The sequence below is a fragment of the Bacteroides fluxus YIT 12057 genome (genome assembly GCF_000195635.1).
Classification (GTDB): domain Bacteria; phylum Bacteroidota; class Bacteroidia; order Bacteroidales; family Bacteroidaceae; genus Bacteroides; species Bacteroides fluxus.
Genome location: NZ_GL882636.1, coordinates 1 through 21,759, shown reverse-complemented (window position 1 = coordinate 21,759; position 21,759 = coordinate 1). Strand labels below are relative to the sequence as shown.

18 protein-coding genes and 2 tRNA genes are annotated in these 21,759 nt (G+C 45.6%); 17 read left to right on the top strand and 3 right to left on the bottom strand.

Translation table 11 applies throughout. The features are described from left to right. Positions 1 to 142 precede the first annotated feature (142 nt). The gene (locus tag HMPREF9446_RS09565; RefSeq protein WP_009125415.1) at positions 143 to 1,336 is read left to right on the top strand and encodes an OmpA family protein; all 1,194 of its coding nucleotides are present in this window, start codon (positions 143 to 145) and stop codon (positions 1,334 to 1,336) included. Between the two features lie 157 nt (positions 1,337 to 1,493). On the opposite strand, the gene trpS is transcribed toward HMPREF9446_RS09565, so the two are convergent. Beyond that, positions 1,494 to 2,588, bottom strand: coding sequence for a tryptophan--tRNA ligase (gene trpS / locus HMPREF9446_RS09560; RefSeq protein ID WP_039968979.1), 1,095 nt, complete (start codon positions 2,586 to 2,588; stop codon positions 1,494 to 1,496). A gap of 686 nt (positions 2,589 to 3,274) precedes the next feature. Here trpS and carB point away from each other — a divergent pair. The 12 genes from carB (at position 3,275) to tsf (ending at position 16,055) form a co-directional block, all read left to right on the top strand. Next, positions 3,275 to 6,496, top strand: a complete 3,222-nt coding sequence (carB, locus tag HMPREF9446_RS09555) for a carbamoyl-phosphate synthase (glutamine-hydrolyzing) large subunit (protein WP_009125413.1) — start codon at positions 3,275 to 3,277, stop codon at positions 6,494 to 6,496. 157 nt (positions 6,497 to 6,653) lie between these two features. After that, positions 6,654 to 7,223, top strand: a complete 570-nt coding sequence (locus HMPREF9446_RS09550; RefSeq protein ID WP_009125412.1) for a sugar O-acetyltransferase — start codon at positions 6,654 to 6,656, stop codon at positions 7,221 to 7,223. Positions 7,224 to 7,344: 121 nt separating this feature from the next. Further along, positions 7,345 to 7,419 (top strand) — tRNA-Val (locus HMPREF9446_RS09545). Positions 7,420 to 7,451: 32 nt separating this feature from the next. Then, positions 7,452 to 7,526: transfer RNA gene (locus HMPREF9446_RS09540), tRNA-Val, on the top strand. A gap of 154 nt (positions 7,527 to 7,680) precedes the next feature. After that, complete coding sequence (gene purB / locus HMPREF9446_RS09535; RefSeq protein ID WP_009125411.1) at positions 7,681 to 9,027, top strand: adenylosuccinate lyase; 1,347 nt, start codon at positions 7,681 to 7,683, stop codon at positions 9,025 to 9,027. A gap of 135 nt (positions 9,028 to 9,162) precedes the next feature. Continuing rightward, positions 9,163 to 10,641, top strand: coding sequence for a pseudouridine synthase (locus tag HMPREF9446_RS09530; protein WP_039968976.1), 1,479 nt, complete (start codon positions 9,163 to 9,165; stop codon positions 10,639 to 10,641). A gap of 29 nt (positions 10,642 to 10,670) precedes the next feature. Further along, complete coding sequence (gene asnS / locus HMPREF9446_RS09525) at positions 10,671 to 12,074, top strand: asparagine--tRNA ligase (RefSeq protein ID WP_009125408.1); 1,404 nt, start codon at positions 10,671 to 10,673, stop codon at positions 12,072 to 12,074. A gap of 154 nt (positions 12,075 to 12,228) precedes the next feature. Beyond that, the gene (locus HMPREF9446_RS09520; RefSeq protein ID WP_009125407.1) at positions 12,229 to 12,720 is read left to right on the top strand and encodes a DUF4488 domain-containing protein; all 492 of its coding nucleotides are present in this window, start codon (positions 12,229 to 12,231) and stop codon (positions 12,718 to 12,720) included. Between the two features lie 323 nt (positions 12,721 to 13,043). After that, positions 13,044 to 13,505: a 50S ribosomal protein L13 gene (rplM, locus tag HMPREF9446_RS09515; protein ID WP_009125405.1), complete on the top strand. Its 462-nt coding sequence runs from the start codon at positions 13,044 to 13,046 to the stop codon at positions 13,503 to 13,505. 6 nt (positions 13,506 to 13,511) lie between these two features. After that, positions 13,512 to 13,898 (top strand): 30S ribosomal protein S9, encoded by a 387-nt coding sequence (gene rpsI / locus HMPREF9446_RS09510; RefSeq protein WP_009125404.1) that lies wholly within the window; start codon positions 13,512 to 13,514, stop codon positions 13,896 to 13,898. A 177-nt stretch (positions 13,899 to 14,075) separates the two neighbouring features. Further along, entirely contained in the window at positions 14,076 to 14,912 is an 837-nt protein-coding gene (gene rpsB / locus HMPREF9446_RS09505; protein ID WP_009125403.1) for a 30S ribosomal protein S2, read from the top strand. A 150-nt stretch (positions 14,913 to 15,062) separates the two neighbouring features. Beyond that, positions 15,063 to 16,055, top strand: coding sequence for a translation elongation factor Ts (gene tsf / locus HMPREF9446_RS09500; RefSeq protein WP_009125402.1), 993 nt, complete (start codon positions 15,063 to 15,065; stop codon positions 16,053 to 16,055). 175 nt (positions 16,056 to 16,230) lie between these two features. On the opposite strand, the gene HMPREF9446_RS09495 is transcribed toward tsf, so the two are convergent. Beyond that, positions 16,231 to 16,578, bottom strand: coding sequence for a translation initiation factor (locus tag HMPREF9446_RS09495; RefSeq protein ID WP_009125401.1), 348 nt, complete (start codon positions 16,576 to 16,578; stop codon positions 16,231 to 16,233). Positions 16,579 to 16,773: 195 nt separating this feature from the next. Between HMPREF9446_RS09495 and HMPREF9446_RS09490 the strand changes: the two genes are divergently transcribed. From HMPREF9446_RS09490 to HMPREF9446_RS09475, 4 genes are all read left to right on the top strand, one after another. Then, the gene (locus tag HMPREF9446_RS09490; protein ID WP_009125400.1) at positions 16,774 to 17,436 is read left to right on the top strand and encodes a redox-sensing transcriptional repressor Rex; all 663 of its coding nucleotides are present in this window, start codon (positions 16,774 to 16,776) and stop codon (positions 17,434 to 17,436) included. Next, complete coding sequence (locus HMPREF9446_RS09485) at positions 17,437 to 18,054, top strand: fumarylacetoacetate hydrolase family protein (RefSeq protein WP_009125399.1); 618 nt, start codon at positions 17,437 to 17,439, stop codon at positions 18,052 to 18,054. It abuts the gene before it with no gap. A 308-nt stretch (positions 18,055 to 18,362) separates the two neighbouring features. Further along, complete coding sequence (gene ispF / locus HMPREF9446_RS09480) at positions 18,363 to 18,842, top strand: 2-C-methyl-D-erythritol 2,4-cyclodiphosphate synthase (protein WP_009125398.1); 480 nt, start codon at positions 18,363 to 18,365, stop codon at positions 18,840 to 18,842. Between the two features lie 54 nt (positions 18,843 to 18,896). Then, entirely contained in the window at positions 18,897 to 19,913 is a 1,017-nt protein-coding gene (locus HMPREF9446_RS09475) for a metallophosphoesterase family protein (RefSeq protein WP_009125397.1), read from the top strand. A 161-nt stretch (positions 19,914 to 20,074) separates the two neighbouring features. Here HMPREF9446_RS09475 and HMPREF9446_RS09470 read toward each other — a convergent pair whose 3' ends face one another. Beyond that, entirely contained in the window at positions 20,075 to 21,439 is a 1,365-nt protein-coding gene (locus HMPREF9446_RS09470) for a glycoside hydrolase family 28 protein (RefSeq protein ID WP_009125396.1), read from the bottom strand. Positions 21,440 to 21,759 lie beyond the last annotated feature (320 nt).

Here is a 21,759-nt window from a genome sequence, read left to right as displayed (position 1 = left end):
TAACTCAATACAGAGCTTGATACGACCCTTGACACACCTTCCCACTTTTTTTTCTGTTTTCCGAACCTTTTAGTTTTGTTGGTGTTAATTAATCAGTTTGAATGATAAAGAATGAATTAACCACTTAACTATTTTAAGGTATATGAAAAAGATTCTAATGTTGCTGGCTTTGGCCGGCGTATCTTCTGTTGCTATGGCGCAGCAAAAGACAGAAGTTGTGGAGCAGATTGATGTTATCCAGATCCAGGATAAATATCAAGTAGTCACTAATCCGTTCTGGAGTAACTGGTTCTTCTCCATTGGCGGTGGTGCGGAAGCCACATTTGGAGACAATGACAAAGCAGGAAGTTTCGGTAAGCGCATCAGCCCGACGCTGAATTTCGCGGTTGGCAAATGGTTTACTCCCGGACTGGGACTGCGTTTGCAGTACAGCGGCCTTCAGGCCAGAGGCTATACATACGATGCCGGTGCGGATTATGTAAGAGGAACTCAGATGAAGGACGGCTATTACAAGCAGCGTTTTGACTATATGAATCTTCACGGTGACGTGATGTTCAACCTGAATGCTCTTTTCGGAGGCTACAACCAGCACCGGGTCTATGAAATTATCCCATACGTGGGTGCCGGATTTACTCACAATTATACAAAGCCCCACCGCGAGGCGTTGTCCGTAAATGCAGGTATCATCAACCGCTTCCGTATTTCAAACGCGATGGATATCAATCTTGAATTGAGCGCTATGGGTGTTGAAGATAAGTTTGACGGCGAAGTCGGAGGTGATCACGGCTATGACGGTGTGCTGAGCGCTACAGTCGGTTTGACTTACCGTTTCCCTGCCCGCGGTTTCCGCCGTCCTATGCCGCAGTTGGTTTCCCAGGCGGAATTGGCCATCATGCAGGACCAACTGGCTGAACTGGGTGCTGCCAACCAACAGTTGCAGAACGCCTTGACTGCTGCTCAAAACCAGCCGGTAGAGGAAGTTGCCGAGACGGAAGTCATCCTTACCGATCCGGATATTGCACCGCGTACCGTATTCTTCAATATTGGTTCTGCTGAGGTTTCCGCACGCGAGGCTATGAATTTGTCTTATCTGGCAGACCAGATGAAGCAGTTCCCGAATGCCACTTATACTGTAAACGGTTATGCCGACTCTGCTACCGGAACGCCGGCATTCAATAAGGAATTGAGTTTGAAGCGTGCGCAGGCTGTAGTAGATGTATTGGTAAAACAATACGGTATCCCCGCCGACCGTTTGAAGGTTGACGCAAATGGTGGTGTCGATAAATTCGGCCAACCGATTCTGAATCGTGTGGTATTGGTGAAATCTGCCAATTAGGAGATAAGAGCTACGAGCTGCAAGAGTTACAAGCTACAAGGAGTTACGAGTTATAGAAATGAGAAGGGGCATGTGTCATAATAACGCATGCCCCTCATTTTTTGTAACCGGTAACTTGTAACCGGTAGCTCCTTGTAGCTTGTAACTATCCCCCTCCTTACTCTCCGCTGAATTTTCTCACCTGTTCGGCAATCAGCTCTTCGTCATCGAAATAGTTTATTTTCATAGCTTTCCTGACGTCGTCCAAAGTTGAGGCGGCGGCTTCCCTTGCAGTATCACAGCCTTTCTTCAACATATCGTAGATGGAAGGAATGTCCTTTTCAAATTCTTTGCGGCGGTTGCGGATGGGTTCCAGTGTCTCCTGCATGATTTCGTTGAGGAACTTTTTCACTTTCATGTCACCCAGGCCTCCACGTTGGTAGTGTGCTTTCAATTCGTCCAGATTTAGGTATTCGGGCAGATACAGTCCGAAGTGTTCCGGACGGCAGAAAGCGTCGAGGTAGGTAAATACGGTGTTACCTTCAATCTTTCCCGGATCTTGCACGCGCAGGTGGTCGGGGTCGGTGTACATGCTCTTAACTTTCTTCTGTACTTCGTCGGCTGTGTCCGAAAGATAGATGCAGTTGCCGAGGCTCTTGCTCATTTTGGCCTTACCGTCAGTTCCCGGCAGGCGCAGGCAGGCGGCGTTGTCCGGCAACAGGATTTCCGGTTCCACCAATGTTTCACCATATATATAGTTGAAGCGGCGTACTATTTCACGAGCCTGCTCAATCATCGGTTCCTGGTCTTCACCTACCGGGACGGTGGTTGCCCGGAAAGCGGTGATGTCCGCTGCCTGGCTGATGGGGTAAGTGAAGAAACCTACAGGGATGCTCGTCTCGAAGTTACGCATCTGAATTTCGGTCTTCACCGTCGGGTTACGTTGCAGGCGGCTGACGGTAACCAAGTCCATGTAATAGAACGTCAGTTCGCAGAGCTCCGGTATTTGTGACTGGATGAAGATGGTGCTCTTCGTCGGGTCCAGTCCGCAAGCCAAGTAGTCGAGAGCTACCTCGATAACGTTTTGGCGCACCTTTTCCGGATTCTCCATATTGTCGGTCAACGCTTGTGCGTCGGCGATGAAGACGAAAGTCTTGTCATACAATCCGGAATTCTGTAATTCAACTCTTCTGCGCAATGAACCTACATAGTGTCCTATGTGCAGTCGCCCGGTGGGGCGGTCACCCGTGAGGATAATCTTTTCTTTAGCCATATTCTTGTACTTTTTTAATTCTTTGTTTGTATAGCCGTTCTCGGCCATAATGGTTACAAAGGTAAGTTTTCTTGGGAGAATAAGCAAGTTTGTATAAGGTATTCATGAAATATACTTATAACCAGGCGTCTGCAAGGCTGCCCGACGCCTTGCGGGATGTCTGTTCTTGTCAGTCAGGGAAAGGAACGGCAAGGGTTGGATGATACCTTGTTTCCGTAAAGCGTTAGTTCACAGGTGTGAACACTTTGTTTGGTTTAAGGAAACAGAATGCTGTTTGTAGTTTAATGCTTTAGGTTGACTACTCCTTAATCTTACTTGTAAGGATGGTTGACGGAGTTAATACTTAGTTATAATATCAGTTGACTCTTTCAAGAGTTATTTGCTGAAGGTTGCCCTTAAAAAATATTATTCTGATTAATTTGCTCTTCTCATAAATAAGTCGTTACTTTGCACAAATTTTAAAGACAACTATGCAACCGCAGGAAATGAGACTTAATTATAACCTCCATTCGAATGAGTTCCATTCGGGAGTCATTAATTTCTCTTTTTCCGAAAACGATATTTTTAGTTCTTTGGTAATGCGTTAATCCTTTATTGGGGTAACGCATTTTTTTTGTGAAATAGCTACAACTCGTAGTTCGTAGCTTGTAACTTGTAACTCGTAACTTAATAGACAACAAGAGAATATGGAAAAGAATTTAAAGAAGGTGCTTGTCTTGGGTTCTGGTGCGCTCAAGATTGGTCAGGCCGGGGAGTTTGATTATTCCGGTTCGCAAGCGTTGAAGGCATTGCGTGAAGAAGGTATCAGTTCGGTATTGGTAAATCCGAACATTGCTACTATCCAGACATCGGAAGGTATTGCCGATAAAGTCTATTTCTTGCCGGTGACTCCTTATTTCGTGGAGGAAATCATTAAGAAAGAACAACCCGACGGCATCCTGCTGGCATTTGGCGGACAGACTGCCTTGAACTGTGGTACTGAACTTTATTTGAACGGAATTCTCCAGAAATATGGTGTGCGTGTATTGGGTACTTCGGTAGAGGCTATCATGTACACTGAAGACCGTGATCTCTTTGTGAAGAAATTGGACGAGATTCCAATGAAGACTCCGAAAAGTCATGCGGTCGAGAGCATGGAGGAAGCGCTGAAAGCCGCCCGTGAAATCGGTTATCCGGTAATGGTGCGTTCTGCATACGCTTTGGGCGGTCTGGGCAGCGGTATCTGTCCGGACGAAGATACATTCATTAAGTTGGCAGAGAGTTCTTTCACTTTCTCTAAGCAGATTCTGGTGGAAGAATCTCTGAAGGGTTGGAAAGAAATAGAATTCGAGGTAATCCGTGATGCCAACGACCACTGCTTTACGGTGGCAAGCATGGAGAATTTCGACCCGTTGGGCATCCATACAGGTGAGTCTATCGTAGTGGCTCCCACTTGCTCCTTGACCGACGGGCAAGTGAAGATGCTGCAGGAACTTTCTACGAAATGTATCCGCCATTTGGGCATCGTGGGTGAATGCAACATACAATATGCATTCAATGCCGAAACCAATGATTATCGTGTCATTGAGGTGAATGCCCGCCTGTCACGTTCCTCTGCATTGGCATCCAAGGCTACCGGTTTCCCGTTGGCGTTTGTGGCTGCCAAGATTGCACTGGGCTATACGCTCGACCAGATCGGTGAGATGGGAACTCCCAACTCTGCGTACGTCGCTCCGCAATTGGATTATCTGATTTGTAAGATCCCGCGTTGGGACTTGACGAAATTCGCGGGTGTCAGCCGTGAAATCGGTTCCAGCATGAAGTCTGTTGGTGAAATCATGTCTATCGGACGTACTTTTGAGGAGATTATCCAGAAGGGGCTGCGTATGATCGGACAAGGCATGCACGGTTTTGTAGGCAATGACGGTCTGGAATTCGATGATTTGGATTATGAATTGTCCCATCCTACCGACCTGCGTGTGTTTGCCATCGCTGAGGCCTTGGAGAAAGGGTATACTATTGACCGCATTTTCGAATTGACGAAGATCGACCCGTGGTTCCTCGGCAAACTGAAGAACATTGTTGACTACAAGCTGAAATTGTCTCAATATGATAAAGTGGAAGATATTCCGGCCGATGTGTTGCGTGAAGCGAAAGTTTTAGGTTTCTCTGACTTCCAGATTGCCCGTTTCGTGTTGAATCCGGCTGGCAACATGGAGAAAGAAAACCTGATGGTTCGTGCCCGCCGTAAGGAATTGGGCATCTTGCCGGCTGTGAAGCGCATCAATACGGTGGCTTCCGAACATCCGGAACTGACGAACTACCTTTATATGACATATGCGGTGCAGGGGTATGACGTGAACTACTACAAGAACGAGAAATCAGTGGTGGTATTGGGTTCGGGTGCCTACCGCATCGGTTCTTCCGTAGAGTTTGACTGGTGTTCGGTGAATGCCATTCAGACGGCCCGTAAGTTGGGTTATAAATCCATCATGATCAACTATAACCCGGAAACGGTTTCTACGGACTATGATATGTGCGACCGTCTTTACTTTGACGAACTTTCCTTCGAGCGTGTGCTTGATGTGATAGACCTGGAACAGCCGCGTGGTGTCATTGTGTCTGTAGGCGGACAGATTCCGAACAATCTGGCAATGAAACTCTACCGCCAGTCTGTTCCTGTCCTAGGAACTTCACCGATTTCTATTGACCGTGCCGAGAACCGTAACAAGTTCTCTGCCATGCTTGACCAACTGGGCATTGACCAGCCGGCTTGGCAGGAACTTACCAGTCTGGAAGATGTAAAAGGCTTCGTGGAGAAGGTGGGGTATCCGGTACTGGTCCGTCCGTCGTACGTGCTTTCCGGTGCTGCGATGAATGTATGCTATGACGAAGAAGAGCTGGAGAACTTTTTGAAGATGGCTGCCGAGGTGTCCAAGGAATATCCGGTGGTGGTATCCCAGTTCTTGCAGAATACGAAGGAAATAGAATTCGACGCTGTTGCCCAGAACGGTGAAGTGGTGGAATACGCCATCTCCGAGCATGTGGAATTTGCCGGTGTGCATTCCGGTGACGCCACGCTGGTGTTCCCGGCGCAGAAGATTTACTTTGCCACGGCGCGTCGTATCAAGAAAATCAGCCGCCAGATAGCCAAAGAACTCAATATCTCCGGTCCTTTCAATATCCAGTTCTTGGCCCGCAACAATGAGGTGAAGGTCATCGAGTGTAACCTCCGCGCTTCACGCAGCTTCCCGTTCGTGTCGAAGGTGCTGAAACGTAATTTCATTGAAACGGCTACTCGCATCATGCTGGATGCCCCTTATACGCGTCCGGACAAGTCTGCGTTTGATATCGACTGGATTGGCGTGAAGGCTTCCCAGTTCTCTTTCTCCCGTTTGCACAAGGCAGACCCGGTATTGGGCGTAGATATGTCATCTACCGGTGAAGTGGGATGTATCGGCGACGACTTCTCCGAAGCGTTGCTGAATGCCATGATAGCTACCGGTTTCTCTATCCCTCAAAAGGGTGTAATGTTCTCTTCGGGTGCCATGAAGTCGAAGGTTGATTTGCTGGATGCCAGCCGTATGCTTTTTGCCAAAGGCTATAAGATTTACGCTACGGCAGGTACGGCGGCCTTCTTGAATGCGCATGGAGTGACTACCGAAGCTGTCTATTGGCCGGATGAGCGTGCGGATGCCGAGAACAATGTGATGAAGATGATCGCGGAACATAAGTTTGACCTGATTGTGAATATTCCGAAGAACCATACGAAGCGTGAGCTGACCAATGGTTACAAGATTCGCCGCGGGGCTATTGACCACAATATTCCGTTGATTACAAACGCCCGCCTGGCGGGTGCTTTCATCGAAGCATTCTGTGAAATGAAGCTTGAGGATATCCAGATCAAGAGCTGGCAGGAATATAAGTAATATAAGTCGTTCAGGAAACGATTGCGGGAGCGGGTTGCCGAAAGGTTGCTCGCTCTTTTGTTATATCAGGTTTAAATGTTTATCTTTGTTTGGCTTGCTGGATAAGAATTTGGCTTGTTGAATAAGGATTTGTCTTACTGGATAAAAAAGAAACTTTATGAATGAGGTTGAAAAAATGCGGAGTTCCCGGTTGGCGGATATGTCTGCTCCGGAGATACAGGTGAAGTTTGAGCATGCCAAGAGGTTGTTGGCGAAAATGCGTGTATTGAGTACCTATGATGAGGAGTACCGGAGTTTATTGGAAGAACTGGTTCCGGGGATTCCCGCGACATCCGTTATTTGTCCGCCCTTTCATTGCGACCATGGAGACGGGATACGTTTGGGCGGGCATGTTTTTGTCAATGCAAACTGCACTTTTTTGGACGGGGGATATATAACGATAGGCGCGCATACATTGATCGGCCCCTGTGTGCAAATTTATACCCCTCACCATCCGATGGACTATCTGGAACGCCGGACGGAAAAAGAATATGCCTATCCGGTAACGATAGGGGAGGATTGCTGGATTGGCGGAGGAGCTGTCATCTGTCCCGGAGTGACGATTGGCGACCGTTGCGTAATCGGCGCGGGCAGTGTGGTTACTAAAGATATTCCGTCCGATAGTGTGGCCGTCGGCAATCCTGCAAAAGTGATCCGAAAAAATATTGCAAAAAATATAGAAGTATAATTGCTTGAAAAACAGTGTGTATTGAAGTTTGATGAAAAAAAGATTAGAAAATAATACGCAAAAGTTTTGGTAATGTCAAAATAAGCTGTACCTTTGCATCGCTTTTGAAACGGAAGTGTAAGGGCGTTTAGCTCAGCTGGTTCAGAGCATCTGCCTTACAAGCAGAGGGTCGGCGGTTCGAATCCGTCAACGCCCACACAAAAAAACAAGCACTTTCGTTCTCCAAAAGGGCGTTTAGCTCAGCTGGTTCAGAGCATCTGCCTTACAAGCAGAGGGTCGGCGGTTCGAATCCGTCAACGCCCACGTTTAGAACATTTTTATTTGTTTGGTCTCGCAAGTAAATGCGGGACCTTTTTTTATCCGTTAACTTCCTTTTCTTAATTTCTTTTCCCTTTATGCCTTGTTACTCAGAAAAAAGCAGTAATTTTGCAGCCTGATAATTATCAAAATACGACGTATGAAACTTGATTTACTTACCGCAATCTCTCCGATTGACGGTCGATACAGAGGTAAAGCCGAAGCTTTGGCTGCCTATTTTTCGGAATTTGCACTGATAAAGTACCGCGTACAAGTTGAAGTGGAATATTTCATAACCTTGTGTGAATTGCCTTTGCCTCAGTTGAAAGGGGTGGACAAGGGTGTGTTCGAAACCTTGAGAAACATCTACCGTAACTTCTCCGAAGCCGACGCACAGCGTATCAAAGACATTGAAAGCGTGACGAATCATGATGTGAAGGCTGTAGAATACTTTTTGAAAGAAGAATTTGACAAGTTGGGCGGAATGGACGATTATAAAGAGTTCATTCATTTCGGACTGACTTCCCAGGATATTAACAATACCTCCGTTCCTTTGTCTATAAAAGAAGCTTTGGAACAGGTGTATTATCCCCAGATTGAGGAACTGATTGCGCAGCTTCGCACATATGCCGAAGAATGGGCAAACATACCGATGCTTGCTAAAACGCATGGGCAACCGGCTTCTCCGACTCGTCTGGGCAAAGAGGTGATGGTGTTTGTTTACCGTTTGGAACGCCAACTGGCTAACTTGAAGGCTTGTCCGGTGACTGCAAAGTTCGGTGGCGCTACCGGTAACTATAATGCCCATCACGTTGCATATCCTGAATATGACTGGAAGGCGTTCGGCAACAAGTTCGTGGCTGAAAAGTTGGGACTGGAGCGTGAGGAATATACTACCCAGATTTCAAATTACGATAATCTGTCCGCCATCTTTGATGCAATGAAGCGCATCAATACGGTTATGATTGACATGAACCGTGATTTCTGGCAATATATTTCCATGGAATACTTCAAGCAGAAGATCAAGGCCGGTGAAGTGGGTTCCAGCGCGATGCCGCATAAGGTGAATCCGATTGACTTTGAGAATGCTGAGGGCAATTTGGGGATGGCAAGCGCAATATTGGAGCATCTGGCCGTGAAGTTGCCGGTGTCCCGCTTGCAACGTGACTTGACGGATTCTACCGTGCTGCGTAATGTCGGTGTGCCTTTCGGACATATCATTATCGCAGTTCAAAGCTCGCTGAAGGGGTTGCGCAAGCTGTTGCTGAACGAACCTGCCATCTATCGCGATTTGGATAATTGCTGGAGTGTGGTGGCCGAGGCCATTCAGACTGTTTTGCGTCGGGAGGCTTATCCGCATCCATACGAGGCATTGAAGGCGTTGACTCGTACTAATCAGGCTATTACAGAGGCTTCTATCAAGGAGTTTATAGAAGAATTGAATGTTAGTGAAGAGATAAAGAATGAATTGCGTGTGATTACTCCCCATACATATACGGGAATTTAAGCAACATGAAGGAGCCGGAGTGGATTCACAACCTTTTGATCCGGTAATTGTTTATAGACTACAATAAATTTAAGGTATAAGTGAGAAAATGAATGACCGTGAGGTCAGTAGGTTTAATTTTATTCGAATAAAACAATGAGTACAGAAAACGAAACTTGGCGTGATGCTTCTTCCTCAGAGGAGAACTCGGGTGCCGGCCGTGATGGTAACCAGTTTAACAGAGAAGGGGGCTACAGCCGCCCGGCTTACAATCGTGAAAACAGCGATCGTCCTTATCGTCCGCGTTATAACAGTGAAAGCGGTGATCGTCCGCAGCGGCCTTATAATAGTGACCGCCCTTACCGCCCGCGTTTCAATCCTAATGCTGAAGGCGGTGAACGTCCGCAACGTCCTTATAACAGCGACCGTTCATACGGTAGCGGTGACCGCCCTTACCGTCCGCGCTACAATAGTGAGAATGGCGGCGAACGTCCGCAACGTCCTTACGGAAATAATGCAGGGGGTGACCGTCCTTACCGTCCGCGCTATAACAGTGAAAGCGGTGATCGTCCGCAGCGTCCTTACAATAGTGACCGTCCGCAGCGTCCTTATAATAGTGATCGTCCGCAACGTCCTTATAATAATGATCGTTCGTATGGCAGCAGTGACCGCCCTTATCGTCCGCGCTACAATAGCGAGAACAACGGCGACCGTCCGCAACGTCCCTACGGAAATAATGCAGGAGGCGACCGTCCTTATCGTCCGCGCTATGACTCAAATGCCGGAGGAAGACCCGGCGGGTATGGCAGCAGAGATAGCTATAGCCGTCCGATTCGCCGTTCTGCCGATTATGACCCCAATGCCAAATACAGTAAGAAAAAGCAGATTGAGTATAAAGAGCAGTTTGTGGATCCGAACGACCCGATCCGTTTGAATAAATTCCTGGCTAATGCAGGTGTTTGCTCACGTCGTGAGGCTGATGAGTTTATCACGGCAGGAGTGGTATCGGTGAATGGAGAAGTGGTGACGGAATTGGGAACCAAGATCAAGCGTGGTGATGAAGTGAAGTTCCACGACCAGGCGGTCAGCATTGAACGTAAGATTTACGTTTTGCTGAACAAGCCGAAAGATACTGTGACAACTTCTGATGATCCGCAGGCGCGTCGTACCGTAATGGATTTGGTGAAAGGAGCTTGCAGTGAACGTATCTATCCTGTAGGCCGTCTGGACCGTAATACCACCGGTGTGTTGTTACTGACGAATGATGGCGATTTGGCTTCCAAATTGACGCATCCCAAGTATCTGAAGAAAAAAATCTATCACGTACACTTGGACAAGAATCTGACGAAAGCCGATATGGAACAGATTGCCGCCGGTATCCAGCTGGATGACGGTGAGATTCATGCGGATGCTATCAGCTATACGGATGATTTCAAGAAAGATGATGTAGGCATTGAAATTCACTCCGGCAAAAACCGTATCGTACGCCGTATCTTTGAATCGTTGGGATATAAGGTTGTAAAACTGGACCGTGTGTTCTTTGCCGGTTTAACCAAGAAAGGTCTGCGTCGCGGTGAATGGCGGTACCTCACGGAACAGGAGGTGAACTTCCTGCGCATGGGATCTTTTGAGTAATATATAATATAAGGTATAATAACTGTTTTATGGAAAAGATTAGTAGAACAAAGATTGTTGACCTGTTGAAGCGTGAGGATTTTGGCGCTATGGTCAACGTGAAAGGCTGGGTTCGTACCCGCAGAGGTAGTAAGCAAGTAAACTTTATTGCGCTGAATGACGGTTCTACAATAAATAATGTGCAGGTTGTAGTGGATTTGGGCAACTTCGACGAAGAAATGTTGAAGGACATCACTACCGGTGCTTGTCTGAGTGTGAACGGTATATTGACCGAATCTGTGGGTTCCGGTCAGAAAGCTGAGGTGCAGGCTCGGGAAATAGAGGTGCTGGGTACCTGTGACAATACATACCCGTTGCAGAAGAAGGGGCATTCCATGGAGTTCTTGCGTGAGATAGCTCACCTGCGTCCCCGTACGAATACATTCGGCGCCGTGTTCCGTATTCGTCATAACATGGCGATAGCTATTCACAAATTCTTCCATGACAGAGGCTTCTTCTATTTTCATACGCCTATCATTACCGGCTCGGACTGTGAAGGTGCCGGACAGATGTTCCAGGTGACTACGAAGAACCTGTATGATTTGAAGAAGGACGAGAATGGTTCTATCATTTATGATGACGACTTTTTCGGAAAACAGGCAAGCCTGACGGTTTCCGGTCAGTTGGAAGGCGAACTTGCGGCCACCGCATTGGGAGCCATCTATACATTCGGTCCTACGTTCCGTGCGGAAAATTCCAATACTCCCCGCCACTTGGCAGAGTTCTGGATGGTTGAGCCGGAGGTTGCATTCAATGACATTACGGACAACATGGATTTGGCTGAAGATTTCATCAAATATTGTGTGCAGTGGGCATTGGACAACTGTGCCGATGACGTGAAGTTCCTCAATGACATGTTCGACAAAGGCTTGATTGAGCGCCTGCAAGGGGTGTTGAAAGAAAGTTTTGTCCGTCTTCCTTATACGGAAGGTATCCGGATTCTGGAAGAGGCGGTTGCCAAAGGTCATAAGTTTGAATTCCCGGTATATTGGGGCGTTGATTTGGCTTCTGAACACGAACGTTATTTGGTAGAAGAACATTTCAAACGTCCGGTCATCTTGACTGATTATCCGAAGGAGATCAAGGCATTCTATATGAAGCAGAATGAAGACGGCAAGACGGTTCGTGCCATGGACGTATTGTTCCCGAAGATCGGTGAAATCATCGGTGGCTCTGAACGCGAAGCGGATTACGGCAAGCTGATGACACGTATCGAAGAACTCCACATCCCGATGAAGGATATGTGGTGGTATCTTGATACACGTAAATTCGGTACCTGCCCTCACTCCGGTTTCGGTCTGGGCTTTGAACGTCTCTTGCTGTTCGTTACCGGTATGACAAATATCCGTGACGTGATACCGTTCCCGCGTACTCCGCGTAACGCTGAATTCTAATTCTTCCGGAACAGAGCATAAGTCAGATAATGAAGTCCGCGCAAACTTTACGTTGTGCGGACTTTTTTTATGTCTGGAGTGTTATAATCCCGAAATAAATCTTTATATTTGTATCATACCGGAACGACATAACGTTAACCAATATCATACGAATATGAAAAGGAAGTATTTCTTTACCATGCTGGCGGCGGTGCTGCTTGCGGTAACAGGAGCGAAGGCGCAGGAGAACGCCAGGTTTAAACCTGCGAATCTGGTGGGTATCTGGCAGTTATGTCATTATGTGTCCGAAATTCCGGATGTTCCGGGAATGTTGAGGCCCAGTAATACATTCAAGGTATTAAGTGATGACGGGCGTATTGTCAATTTTACGATTATTCCCGGCTCGGACGCTATCATCACGGGTTACGGCACTTATGAACAGCTGACAGACAACTCCTATAAGGAAAGTATCGAGAAGAATATCCATTTGCCCATGTTGGACCATAAGGATAATGTACTGGAATTCGAAATGGGTGAGGATGGGGTGATGTACCTGAAGTATTTCATTTCGAAAGATTTGAATGGGAACGAACTGAATACCTGGTTTCATGAAACCTGGAAGCGGGTGAGTATGCCTGACAAGTTCCCTGAAGATATCGTCAGATGACGGAATTTGTTTATCCCTTCCGCCTGCTTGAAAAGTTCTGTAAGAGGAGCATTGCATGCGGAAGGCCGGTTGGGGAGTTATCCTCCGGGGAAGTTGAAACAAGCCCCGCAGGATAACTTTTTTTGTTGTATATCAGCCGTATGGCTTTCTAAAAAAAAGTAGAAAACGTTTGCCAGTTTTAAGAAAATCCGTACCTTTGCAAGCCGATTATTATCTCATAAGGATAAGCATTTAATTCATAGCGAGTTAATCTCCCTTTGTCCGAGGCGGTTAATTCGTGGTGAAGCAAATATTTAGTAGTAACATTTAAAAAACAATTAAGAGTGGATACTTTAAGTTACAAGACCATTTCTGCAAACAAAGCTACAGTGACTAAAGAATGGGTCATTGTTGACGCTACAGACCAAGTATTGGGTCGTCTGGGCGCAAAAGTTGCGAAACTGTTGAGAGGAAAGTATAAACCAAACTTTACTCCTCACGTAGATTGTGGCGATAATGTGATCATTATCAACGCCGACAAAGTAAAATTAACCGGTAACAAGTGGAATGACAAGGTATATTTGTCATATACAGGTTATCCCGGCGGTCAGAGAGAAATTACTCCTGCTCGTTTGCAGGCGAAGCCGAACGGTGATGACAAGTTGCTGAGAAAAGTAGTAAAGGGTATGTTGCCTAAGAATAAACTGGGTGCTCAATTGCTGAGCAATATGTACGTTTATGCAGGCAGCGAGCACAAACATGAAGCTCAAAGCCCGAAAATGATTGATATTAACGCACTTAAATAAGAGATAATGGAAGTAGTAAATGCATTAGGCAGACGTAAAAGTGCAATTGCACGTATTTTCGTAAGCGAAGGTACTGGAAAGATTACTATTAACAAGAGAGACCTCGCAGAGTACTTTCCATCAAGCATTCTCCAGTATGTAGTAAAACAACCGTTGAACAAACTGGGTGTAGCTGAAAAGTATGACATCAAAGTGAACCTCTGCGGTGGTGGTTTTACAGGTCAGTCTCAGGCTTTGCGTTTGGCAATTGCCCGTGCACTGGTGAAGATCAATGCTGAGGACAAGGCTGCTCTTCGTGTTGAAGGCTTCATGACTCGTGATCCTCGTTCTGTTGAACGTAAGAAACCGGGACAACCGAAAGCACGTCGTAGATTCCAGTTCAGTAAACGTTAAGAGTTGGAGAACGGTTGGGGCGGACAAGTTGCTTAATTCTCGACTTTCACCTCTCAACTCTCAACTGAAAAAGCGTTTAGTATCTAAACTACCGGGACTCTTTGTTTGGACAGACTACCCGGCGGTTGGTTTAGAAAAAACAAAAAAGAAAGTAAACGATTTAAAGATTAAAACAAAATGTCAAGAACTAATTTTGATACATTATTGGAAGCCGGTTGCCACTTCGGTCACTTGAAAAGAAAGTGGAACCCTGCAATGGCTCCTTATATCTTCATGGAGCGCAATGGTATTCATATCATTGACCTCAACAAGACGGTTGCTAAAATTGACGAAGCTGCTGAAGCTTTGAAGCAAATCGCTAAATCAGGAAAGAAAGTCCTGTTTGTTGCTACTAAAAAACAAGCTAAGCAGGTGGTTGCCGACAAGGCTGCATCTGTAAATATGCCTTATGTAATCGAGCGCTGGCCGGGTGGTATGTTGACTAACTTCCCGACAATCCGTAAGGCAGTGAAGAAGATGGCTACTATCGATAAACTGACTAACGATGGTACTTATTCTAACCTCTCCAAGAGAGAAATTCTGCAGATCTCTCGTCAACGTGCCAAGTTGGACAAGACTTTGGGCTCTATCGCTGACCTGACTCGTCTGCCTTCTGCTTTGTTCGTAATCGACGTAATGAAAGAAAACATTGCAGTTCGTGAAGCTAATCGTTTGGGTATCCCTGTGTTCGGTATCGTTGATACGAACTCTGATCCTTCAAACATCGACTTCGTTATTCCGGCAAATGACGATGCTACTAAATCAATAGAAGTTATTCTTGATGCTTGCTGCGCTGCTATGCAGGAAGGTCTGGAAGAACGTAAGGCTGAAAAGGTGGATATGGAAGCTGCCGGTGAAGCTGCTGCTAACAAGGGCAAGAAAAAAACTGCGAAAGCAAGACTCGACAAGTCTGACGAGGAAGCAATCAATGCTGCCAAGGCTGCTGCTTTCATCAAGGAAGACGAAGAGGCTTAATCATAGAAGTAGTCAAGTAGTAGGTAGTTAAGTAGTAAGTAGAAAATGTTCTGCTTACATAAGTTAGCAAATAGAGTATCTTCTACTTACTACTTAACTACCACTACTTGCTACTTTTTTTATTATAAACATTAAAACAATAAAGATATTATGGCTGTAAGTATGGCTGATATAACCAAGCTCCGCAAAATGACCGGTGCTGGTATGATGGATTGCAAGAACGCATTGACCGAGGCAGAAGGTGATTTCGACAAGGCAATGGAAATTATCCGTAAGAAGGGACAGGCTGTAGCTGCCAAGCGTTCAGACCGCGAAGCTTCCGAAGGTTGTGTTTTGGCTAAGACTACCGGGGACTTTGCCGTTATCATCGCTTTGAAGTGTGAAACTGACTTTGTTGCCCAGAATGCCGACTTCGTAAAATTGACTCAGGATATTCTTGACCTTGCTGTTGCCAACAAGTGCAAGACTTTGGATGAGGTGAAAGCATTGCCGATGGGTAACGGTACTGTGCAGGATGCAGTAACCGACCGCAGCGGTATTACAGGTGAGAAAATGGAACTCGACGGTTATATGACTGTAGAAGGTGCAGCTACCGTTGTTTACAATCACATGAACAGAAACGGTCTTTGTACGATCGTTGCCTTCAACAAGAATGTGGACGAGCAATTGGCTAAGCAAGTAGCTATGCAGATTGCTGCTATGAATCCTATCGCTGTTGATGAAGACGGTGTTTCTGAAGAAATCAAGCAGAAAGAAATCGAAGTTGCTATCGATAAGACAAAAGCTGAACAAGTGCAGAAGGCTGTAGAAGCTGCTCTGAAGAAAGCAGGTATCAATCCGGCTCACGTGGACAGCGAAGACCACATGGAAAGCAACATGGCCAAGGGATGGATTACAGCCGAGGATGTAGCCAAAGCAAAAGAAATCATTGCTACGGTTTCTGCTGAGAAGGCTGCTCATCTGCCCGAACAAATGATTCAGAACATTGCTAAGGGTCGTCTGGGTAAATTCTTGAAGGAGGTTTGCCTGTTGAACCAGGAAGACATCATGGATGCCAAGAAGACGGTAAGAGAAGCGTTGAAGGAAGCTGATCCTGAATTGAAGGTGGTTGACTTCAAGCGTTTCACTTTGCGCGCTGAATAATTCTATTTCGATTAGAATACGAAAACGGTCGCACGGGACATCCGTAGCGACCGTTTTTTTATGCTGTTTTATTCTCTCGAAACGCATCATCTGTTGAGGGCAAACGCATCATCTGTTTCCTCCTGACAGATCATCTGTTTGACCCAAACGCATCATCTGTTTTGAAGTGGTAATTTTATCCCACCGGTTTGGTCTGCGTATAGCCTTCTTTCTTCAATAATTCCAGCACTTTCTGTTTGAAATCACCTTGTACGATGATTTCTCCATCTTTGGCACTTCCACCTACACCGCATTTGCTTTTCAGCAGTTTGCCCAATTCCTTCATATCGCTATCGGTACCGACAAACCCGGTGATTAAGGTCACTACTTTGCCGCCCCGGTTTTTTCTGTCCAGTTGTACGCGGAGGCGTTGCCGGGCAGCTGGAAGGGTGGTTTGCTCTTCATCGTTTTCCATTTCGTAGTTATAGTCGGGGTTTGTAGAATAGACTACATTCAATCTTTCTTTCCAATCATTATTTTTCATATCAGTTCTGTATTATCCGAATCAAAAGTACTATTTTGTATGGAATCTTGCAATCTTTTTCTGTATAGTTTGCTGCCGTGGTGCCTGCTTTGATGTAACACTTTTGTAGAAATTATGTTAACTTTGCTTTGTATGGCTCTTATTTTGCGGAAAAAGATGTATTTTTGTCAATCCGTAATCTAAAGGAATGAAGAGATGACCGCGAACCGAGCAATTCAACAAAAGGATAGCATGAAAGTGCCGGAGCCTACTTTGCGCAGGTTGCCGTGGTACTTGTCGAATGTGAAGTTGCTGAGGCAAAAGGGCGAACGCTTCGTCTCCTCTACTCAGATTTCTAAGGAAATCAATATAGATGCCTCCCAGATAGCGAAGGATTTGTCGTATGTGAATATCTCGGGGCGTACACGCGTGGGGTATGAAGTGGATACGCTGATAGCTGTTTTGGAGGATTTTCTGGGATTTACCAATATACATAAGGCTTTTCTTTTCGGAGTTGGAAGCCTGGGCGGTGCTTTGTTGCGCGACTCGGGTCTGAGCCATTTCGGGTTGGAAATAGTGGCTGCTTTTGATGTGAACCCCGGTTTGGTAGGAACAATGCTGAACGGAATCCCCATTTACCACTCGGATGAGTTTGAACAGAAGATGAAGGAATATGATGTCAATATCGGCGTGCTGACTGTCCCCATTGAAATAGCGCAGCAGATAACGGATGCTATGGTTGCAGGAGGCATTAAGGCTGTATGGAACTTTACTCCGTTCCGTATCCGGGTGCCGGAAGATATCGTTGTCCAGAACACTTCCTTGTACGCCCATTTGGCTGTCATGTTTAACCGGTTGAATTTTAACGAAATCAAGTAAATGAAGATTATAGCTGTAGGAATGAACTATGCCCGGCACAATCAGGAACTGGGGCATGCGATAGTAAACAAGGAGCCGGTCATCTTCATGAAGCCCGATTCTGCCATATTGAAAGATGGAAAGCCATTTTTCGTTCCCGATTTTTCGGAAGAGGTGCATTATGAGACGGAAGTGGTGGTACGTATCTGCCGTTTGGGGAAAAATATTGCCCCGCGGTTTGCACACCGTTATTATGATGCGGTAACCGTGGGCATTGATTTCACGGCGCGCGACCTTCAACGTAAATTTCGTGAAGCAGGTAATCCGTGGGAACTATGCAAGGGTTTTGACAATTCCGCAGCTATTGGCGCGTTTGTTCCTTTGGAGCAGGCGGGAGGCGATGTGCAGAACCTTGATTTTCGTCTGACAATAGATAACAAGGAGGTACAGCACGGCAATACCTCGGATATGCTGTTCCGGGTAGATGATATCATAGCGTATGTCAGCCGCTTCATGACACTGAAAATAGGTGATTTGTTGTTTACGGGTACCCCGGCCGGTGTAGGGCCTGTCAGTATAGGCCAGCATTTACAAGGTTATCTTGGAGAAGATAAACTGCTGGATTTTCATATCCGTTAGAAGGTGTTGATTTATATTCGTTTGTTTCATTGTATCTCATTTAGTCGAATCATTCTTATAAATTTTGTACGCTGATGCCCGATTATGCGTTTTTTGACAAACTGCGGGATGTTTATCGTCGGTTGGCCTGTCAATACAAGGATTCTGCACTCTGCGTTTGAAATGTATGGGTTCACAAGATATCAGTTGGCATTGGGCGATAAGCTTCTTTAGGAAAAAAATCTGATGTAAACCGTGCAATTTGTGTTTTCTCCTTTTCTGGTATCTGTTTTTTCCGTATTTTCGTGTCATTTAAAAGAAGTGATTATATGAAGATACGTGTAGGTTTTGGTTTTGATGTCCACCAGTTGGTGACAGGTCGTGAGCTTTGGTTGGGGGGTATCCGTCTGGAGCATGAGAAGGGATTGTTGGGGCATTCGGATGCAGATGTGCTTGTTCATGCCCTTTGTGATGCATTGCTGGGGGCGGCGAATATGCGGGATATAGGTTACCATTTTCCCGATACTGCCGGTGAGTTCAAGAATATCGACAGCAAAATTTTATTGAAGAAGACTGTGGAACTGATAGCGGCTAAAGGTTATTCTGTCGGTAATGTTGATGCCACTATCTGCGCTGAGCGTCCCAAACTGAAAGCGCGTATTCCCGAAATGCAGCAGGTCTTGGCTGTTGTGATGGGAATAGATGAGGATGATGTCTCTATCAAAGCCACTACTACAGAGAAACTTGGTTTTACGGGGCGCGAAGAAGGTATCTCCGCCTATGCCACTGTACTGATTGTTAAGGAATAATCATATTGGTTTTCTATAAAATGTCCTAATCTATAATTAACCTCAGAAATTAAAATGAAGAAGATCTCTTTAACCCTTTGCCTGGTATTCTTGTCTGTTTTGTTCTGTCAGGCACAAGTTGCACCTTTAAAGTTCAATAAGAACGGAGAATTTAAAATAGTGCAGTTTACCGATGTTCATTTTAAATACGGAAATCCTGCTTCCGATATTGCTTTGAAGCGCATCAATGAAGTGCTTGATGCGGAGCGTCCCGATTTGGTTGTCTTTACAGGGGATATTGTATATGCCGCGCCTGCTGATACGGCTATGCGTGCGGTATTGTCCTGCGCTTCTTCCCGTAAGATTCCTTTTGTGGTAACCTTTGGCAATCATGACAATGAACAGGGTAAGACGCGTGCCGAACTGTATGATGTGATTCGCTCCATGCCTTATAATATTCAACCGGACCGCGGGGCGGTAGAGTCTCCTGACTATGTTCTTGCCCTGAAGTCTTCGGATGGCAAGAAGGATGCGGCTTTGCTTTATTGTCTGGATTCCCATTCGTACTCAAAATTGCCGGATGTGAAAGGCTATGACTGGCTTACGTTTGATCAGGTGAACTGGTATCGTGGACAAAGTGCCGCTTATACGGCACGAAATGGTGGAAAACCTTTGCCTGCGTTGGCTTTTTTCCATATCCCTCTGCCGGAATACAATGAAGCTGCTGCGGATGAAAATGCCATATTGATAGGAACTCGCATGGAGAAAGCTTGTGCCGCTGCTGTTAATACAGGGATGTTTGCGGCCATGAAAGAAGCCGGAGATGTAATGGGTACCTTTGTGGGACATGACCATGATAATGATTATGCCGTGATGTGGAAAGGTCTTTTGTTGGCTTATGGCCGTTTTACCGGTGGAAATACTGAATATAACCATTTGTCAAATGGTGCGCGTGTTATTTTGATGAAAGAAGGTGCGCGTACGTTTACTACCTGGATTCACTTGAAAGGTGGCGAGATTATTGATAAGACTGCTTATCCGGATAGCTATGTGAAGGATGATTGGCGCAAGCGTCCCTTGCAAGTTGAATAAAGAAAGTATAATCCGCCGTTTGTGGAAGGTCTGTCTGGTATGACAGATGCTGGTTTGTAGTATGTTTCGTCTATGTTTTTTTATAAAAAAACGTCCGGATGCTTTGTCTTATAAGATCCGGACGTTCTTTGTATTGTAGATTGGGGGATTACAGGTAAGTCTTATTCTTTCTCCTCTTGGGAAGTAATGTGCTTGCCGTTGACTTCTATATTGTCAAGAGTCAGATTGACAACATTGTCCATCTGTATGGCTTTCGGAGCCTTTTTAACTTTGATATTCCTCAGTGTGATATTGTACAGTTTAGCTTCTGGCAGGCCATTGGCCATCAATGCCACACTATCTACCCGGTTGCAGTTGATGTCTTCTATGCAGATATTACGGAAAAGGGTAGGATGGTTTCCACCGCGGTATCCATGATAGTTTGTGCGGAAATTGACAACTCCCCATAAGCATACGTCAGCCTCGATACGACGCATGTTCAAGTTTTCGAAATAACCACCTCTGTCCAGATTGGACTTGAAATAAATACCGTTCCGGCAACTGTCGATTTTGCAGTCTTCTATGTAGACATTCCGTACTCCACCGGACGTTTCACTACCGATCGTGATAGCCCAACGAGCAAAATGGCAGTTACGGATAATTACATTTTCTGTAGCTTGCCCGATACGCCATCCGTCTTGGTCACGTCCGGACTTGATGGCTATTCCGTCATCGCCCACATTGAAGTCCATGTTCTCTATAAGTACGTTCGTGCAAGACTCTGGATCGCATCCGTCGTTGTTGTAGTTGTTGCTGTCAATGTATATGTTCCGTACGGTAACATTGTTGCAGAATACAGGATGGATAATCCAAAATGGAGAGTCGAAAATCCGGACATCTTCAACTAACACGTTTTTACAGCCATAGAATTGTATCATGCAGGGACGGAGATAGTACCCTTCGCCAAATACACGCTCATAAACGGGGATGGAATCAATTCCCATTTGGCGGAGCCGGTCAACGGCGGGGCCTTGTTTGGCATGCCATCCGTTGAATGTGACAGCGCCGTTTCCGTCTAAAGTCCCTTTGCCGGTCAGTGCCACATTGGTACATTGGTAAGCGTAGATGAAAGGGGTGTAGTTGAAACATTCAGTTCCTTCCCATTTGGTCAGTACCATAGGGAGGTAATCAGAAGCTGCGGTTGAAAATTCCAGTCGTGCTCCTTCTACAATGTGTAGATTTACATTGCTTTTCAGGGTAATGGCACCTTTGATGAAATAATTTCCGGCGGGGATAAGTACTGTACCTCCCCCATTTTGGTTACATTTATTGATTGCCTCCAAAATTGCAGGACGACTGTCGAATGCTGTATCATTCTTGGCTCCGTAATCAGTTACGTTGTAAGTGCTGTCGGGAAAAGTGGGAGGTATGATATTCTTCAGGATTTCGGGCATCTTTGCCCATTGACCGCTTTCTTTTTGAGATGTTGTAGTACATGCAGATAAGAATAAGAGAAATAAATAGCCAAGTACGGATCGCTTTTTCATGATTTTTTAAGATTTATAATGTGCGGAACAAAATACGGCTTTCTTTTTCGAATGAGTAGGACGAATTGACTTTTAAATTGGATTTTTTGATTCAAATAGTATGTTTATATTTTAATTTTTTCTTTTTATATAGGCTATGGTTAGTATGTATAAAGTGATTAGTGACATGTATGTGCTAAGCTTATTTAGTTTTTATATATTGGATCCGGGTTGCATATCCATATACTTTTGAAGCGCTGTATATACGCGCGTATATATATAATGTGTCCCCCTTTTTCCCCTCCTCCCTTACCTTGAAAAAACATGTTCTTCAACCTCTT

What these genes read in the sequence shown, in the direction of transcription:
- ispF (WP_009125398.1), top strand. Translation starts at nt 18,363, where the DNA reads ATGAAGATACGTGTAGGTTTTGGTTTTGATGTCCACCAGTTGGTGACA.
- trpS (WP_039968979.1), bottom strand. Translation starts at nt 2,588, where the DNA reads ATGGCTAAAGAAAAGATTATCCTCACGGGTGACCGCCCCACCGGGCGA.
- HMPREF9446_RS09520 (WP_009125407.1), top strand. Translation starts at nt 12,229, where the DNA reads ATGAAAAGGAAGTATTTCTTTACCATGCTGGCGGCGGTGCTGCTTGCG.
- carB (WP_009125413.1), top strand. Translation starts at nt 3,275, where the DNA reads ATGGAAAAGAATTTAAAGAAGGTGCTTGTCTTGGGTTCTGGTGCGCTC.
- rpsB (WP_009125403.1), top strand. Translation starts at nt 14,076, where the DNA reads ATGTCAAGAACTAATTTTGATACATTATTGGAAGCCGGTTGCCACTTC.
- HMPREF9446_RS09475 (WP_009125397.1), top strand. Translation starts at nt 18,897, where the DNA reads ATGAAGAAGATCTCTTTAACCCTTTGCCTGGTATTCTTGTCTGTTTTG.
- HMPREF9446_RS09565 (WP_009125415.1), top strand. Translation starts at nt 143, where the DNA reads ATGAAAAAGATTCTAATGTTGCTGGCTTTGGCCGGCGTATCTTCTGTT.
- HMPREF9446_RS09470 (WP_009125396.1), bottom strand. Translation starts at nt 21,439, where the DNA reads ATGAAAAAGCGATCCGTACTTGGCTATTTATTTCTCTTATTCTTATCT.
- purB (WP_009125411.1), top strand. Translation starts at nt 7,681, where the DNA reads ATGAAACTTGATTTACTTACCGCAATCTCTCCGATTGACGGTCGATAC.
- HMPREF9446_RS09550 (WP_009125412.1), top strand. Translation starts at nt 6,654, where the DNA reads ATGAATGAGGTTGAAAAAATGCGGAGTTCCCGGTTGGCGGATATGTCT.
- rpsI (WP_009125404.1), top strand. Translation starts at nt 13,512, where the DNA reads ATGGAAGTAGTAAATGCATTAGGCAGACGTAAAAGTGCAATTGCACGT.
- HMPREF9446_RS09530 (WP_039968976.1), top strand. Translation starts at nt 9,163, where the DNA reads ATGAGTACAGAAAACGAAACTTGGCGTGATGCTTCTTCCTCAGAGGAG.
- HMPREF9446_RS09490 (WP_009125400.1), top strand. Translation starts at nt 16,774, where the DNA reads ATGACCGCGAACCGAGCAATTCAACAAAAGGATAGCATGAAAGTGCCG.
- HMPREF9446_RS09485 (WP_009125399.1), top strand. Translation starts at nt 17,437, where the DNA reads ATGAAGATTATAGCTGTAGGAATGAACTATGCCCGGCACAATCAGGAA.
- HMPREF9446_RS09495 (WP_009125401.1), bottom strand. Translation starts at nt 16,578, where the DNA reads ATGAAAAATAATGATTGGAAAGAAAGATTGAATGTAGTCTATTCTACA.
- tsf (WP_009125402.1), top strand. Translation starts at nt 15,063, where the DNA reads ATGGCTGTAAGTATGGCTGATATAACCAAGCTCCGCAAAATGACCGGT.
- asnS (WP_009125408.1), top strand. Translation starts at nt 10,671, where the DNA reads ATGGAAAAGATTAGTAGAACAAAGATTGTTGACCTGTTGAAGCGTGAG.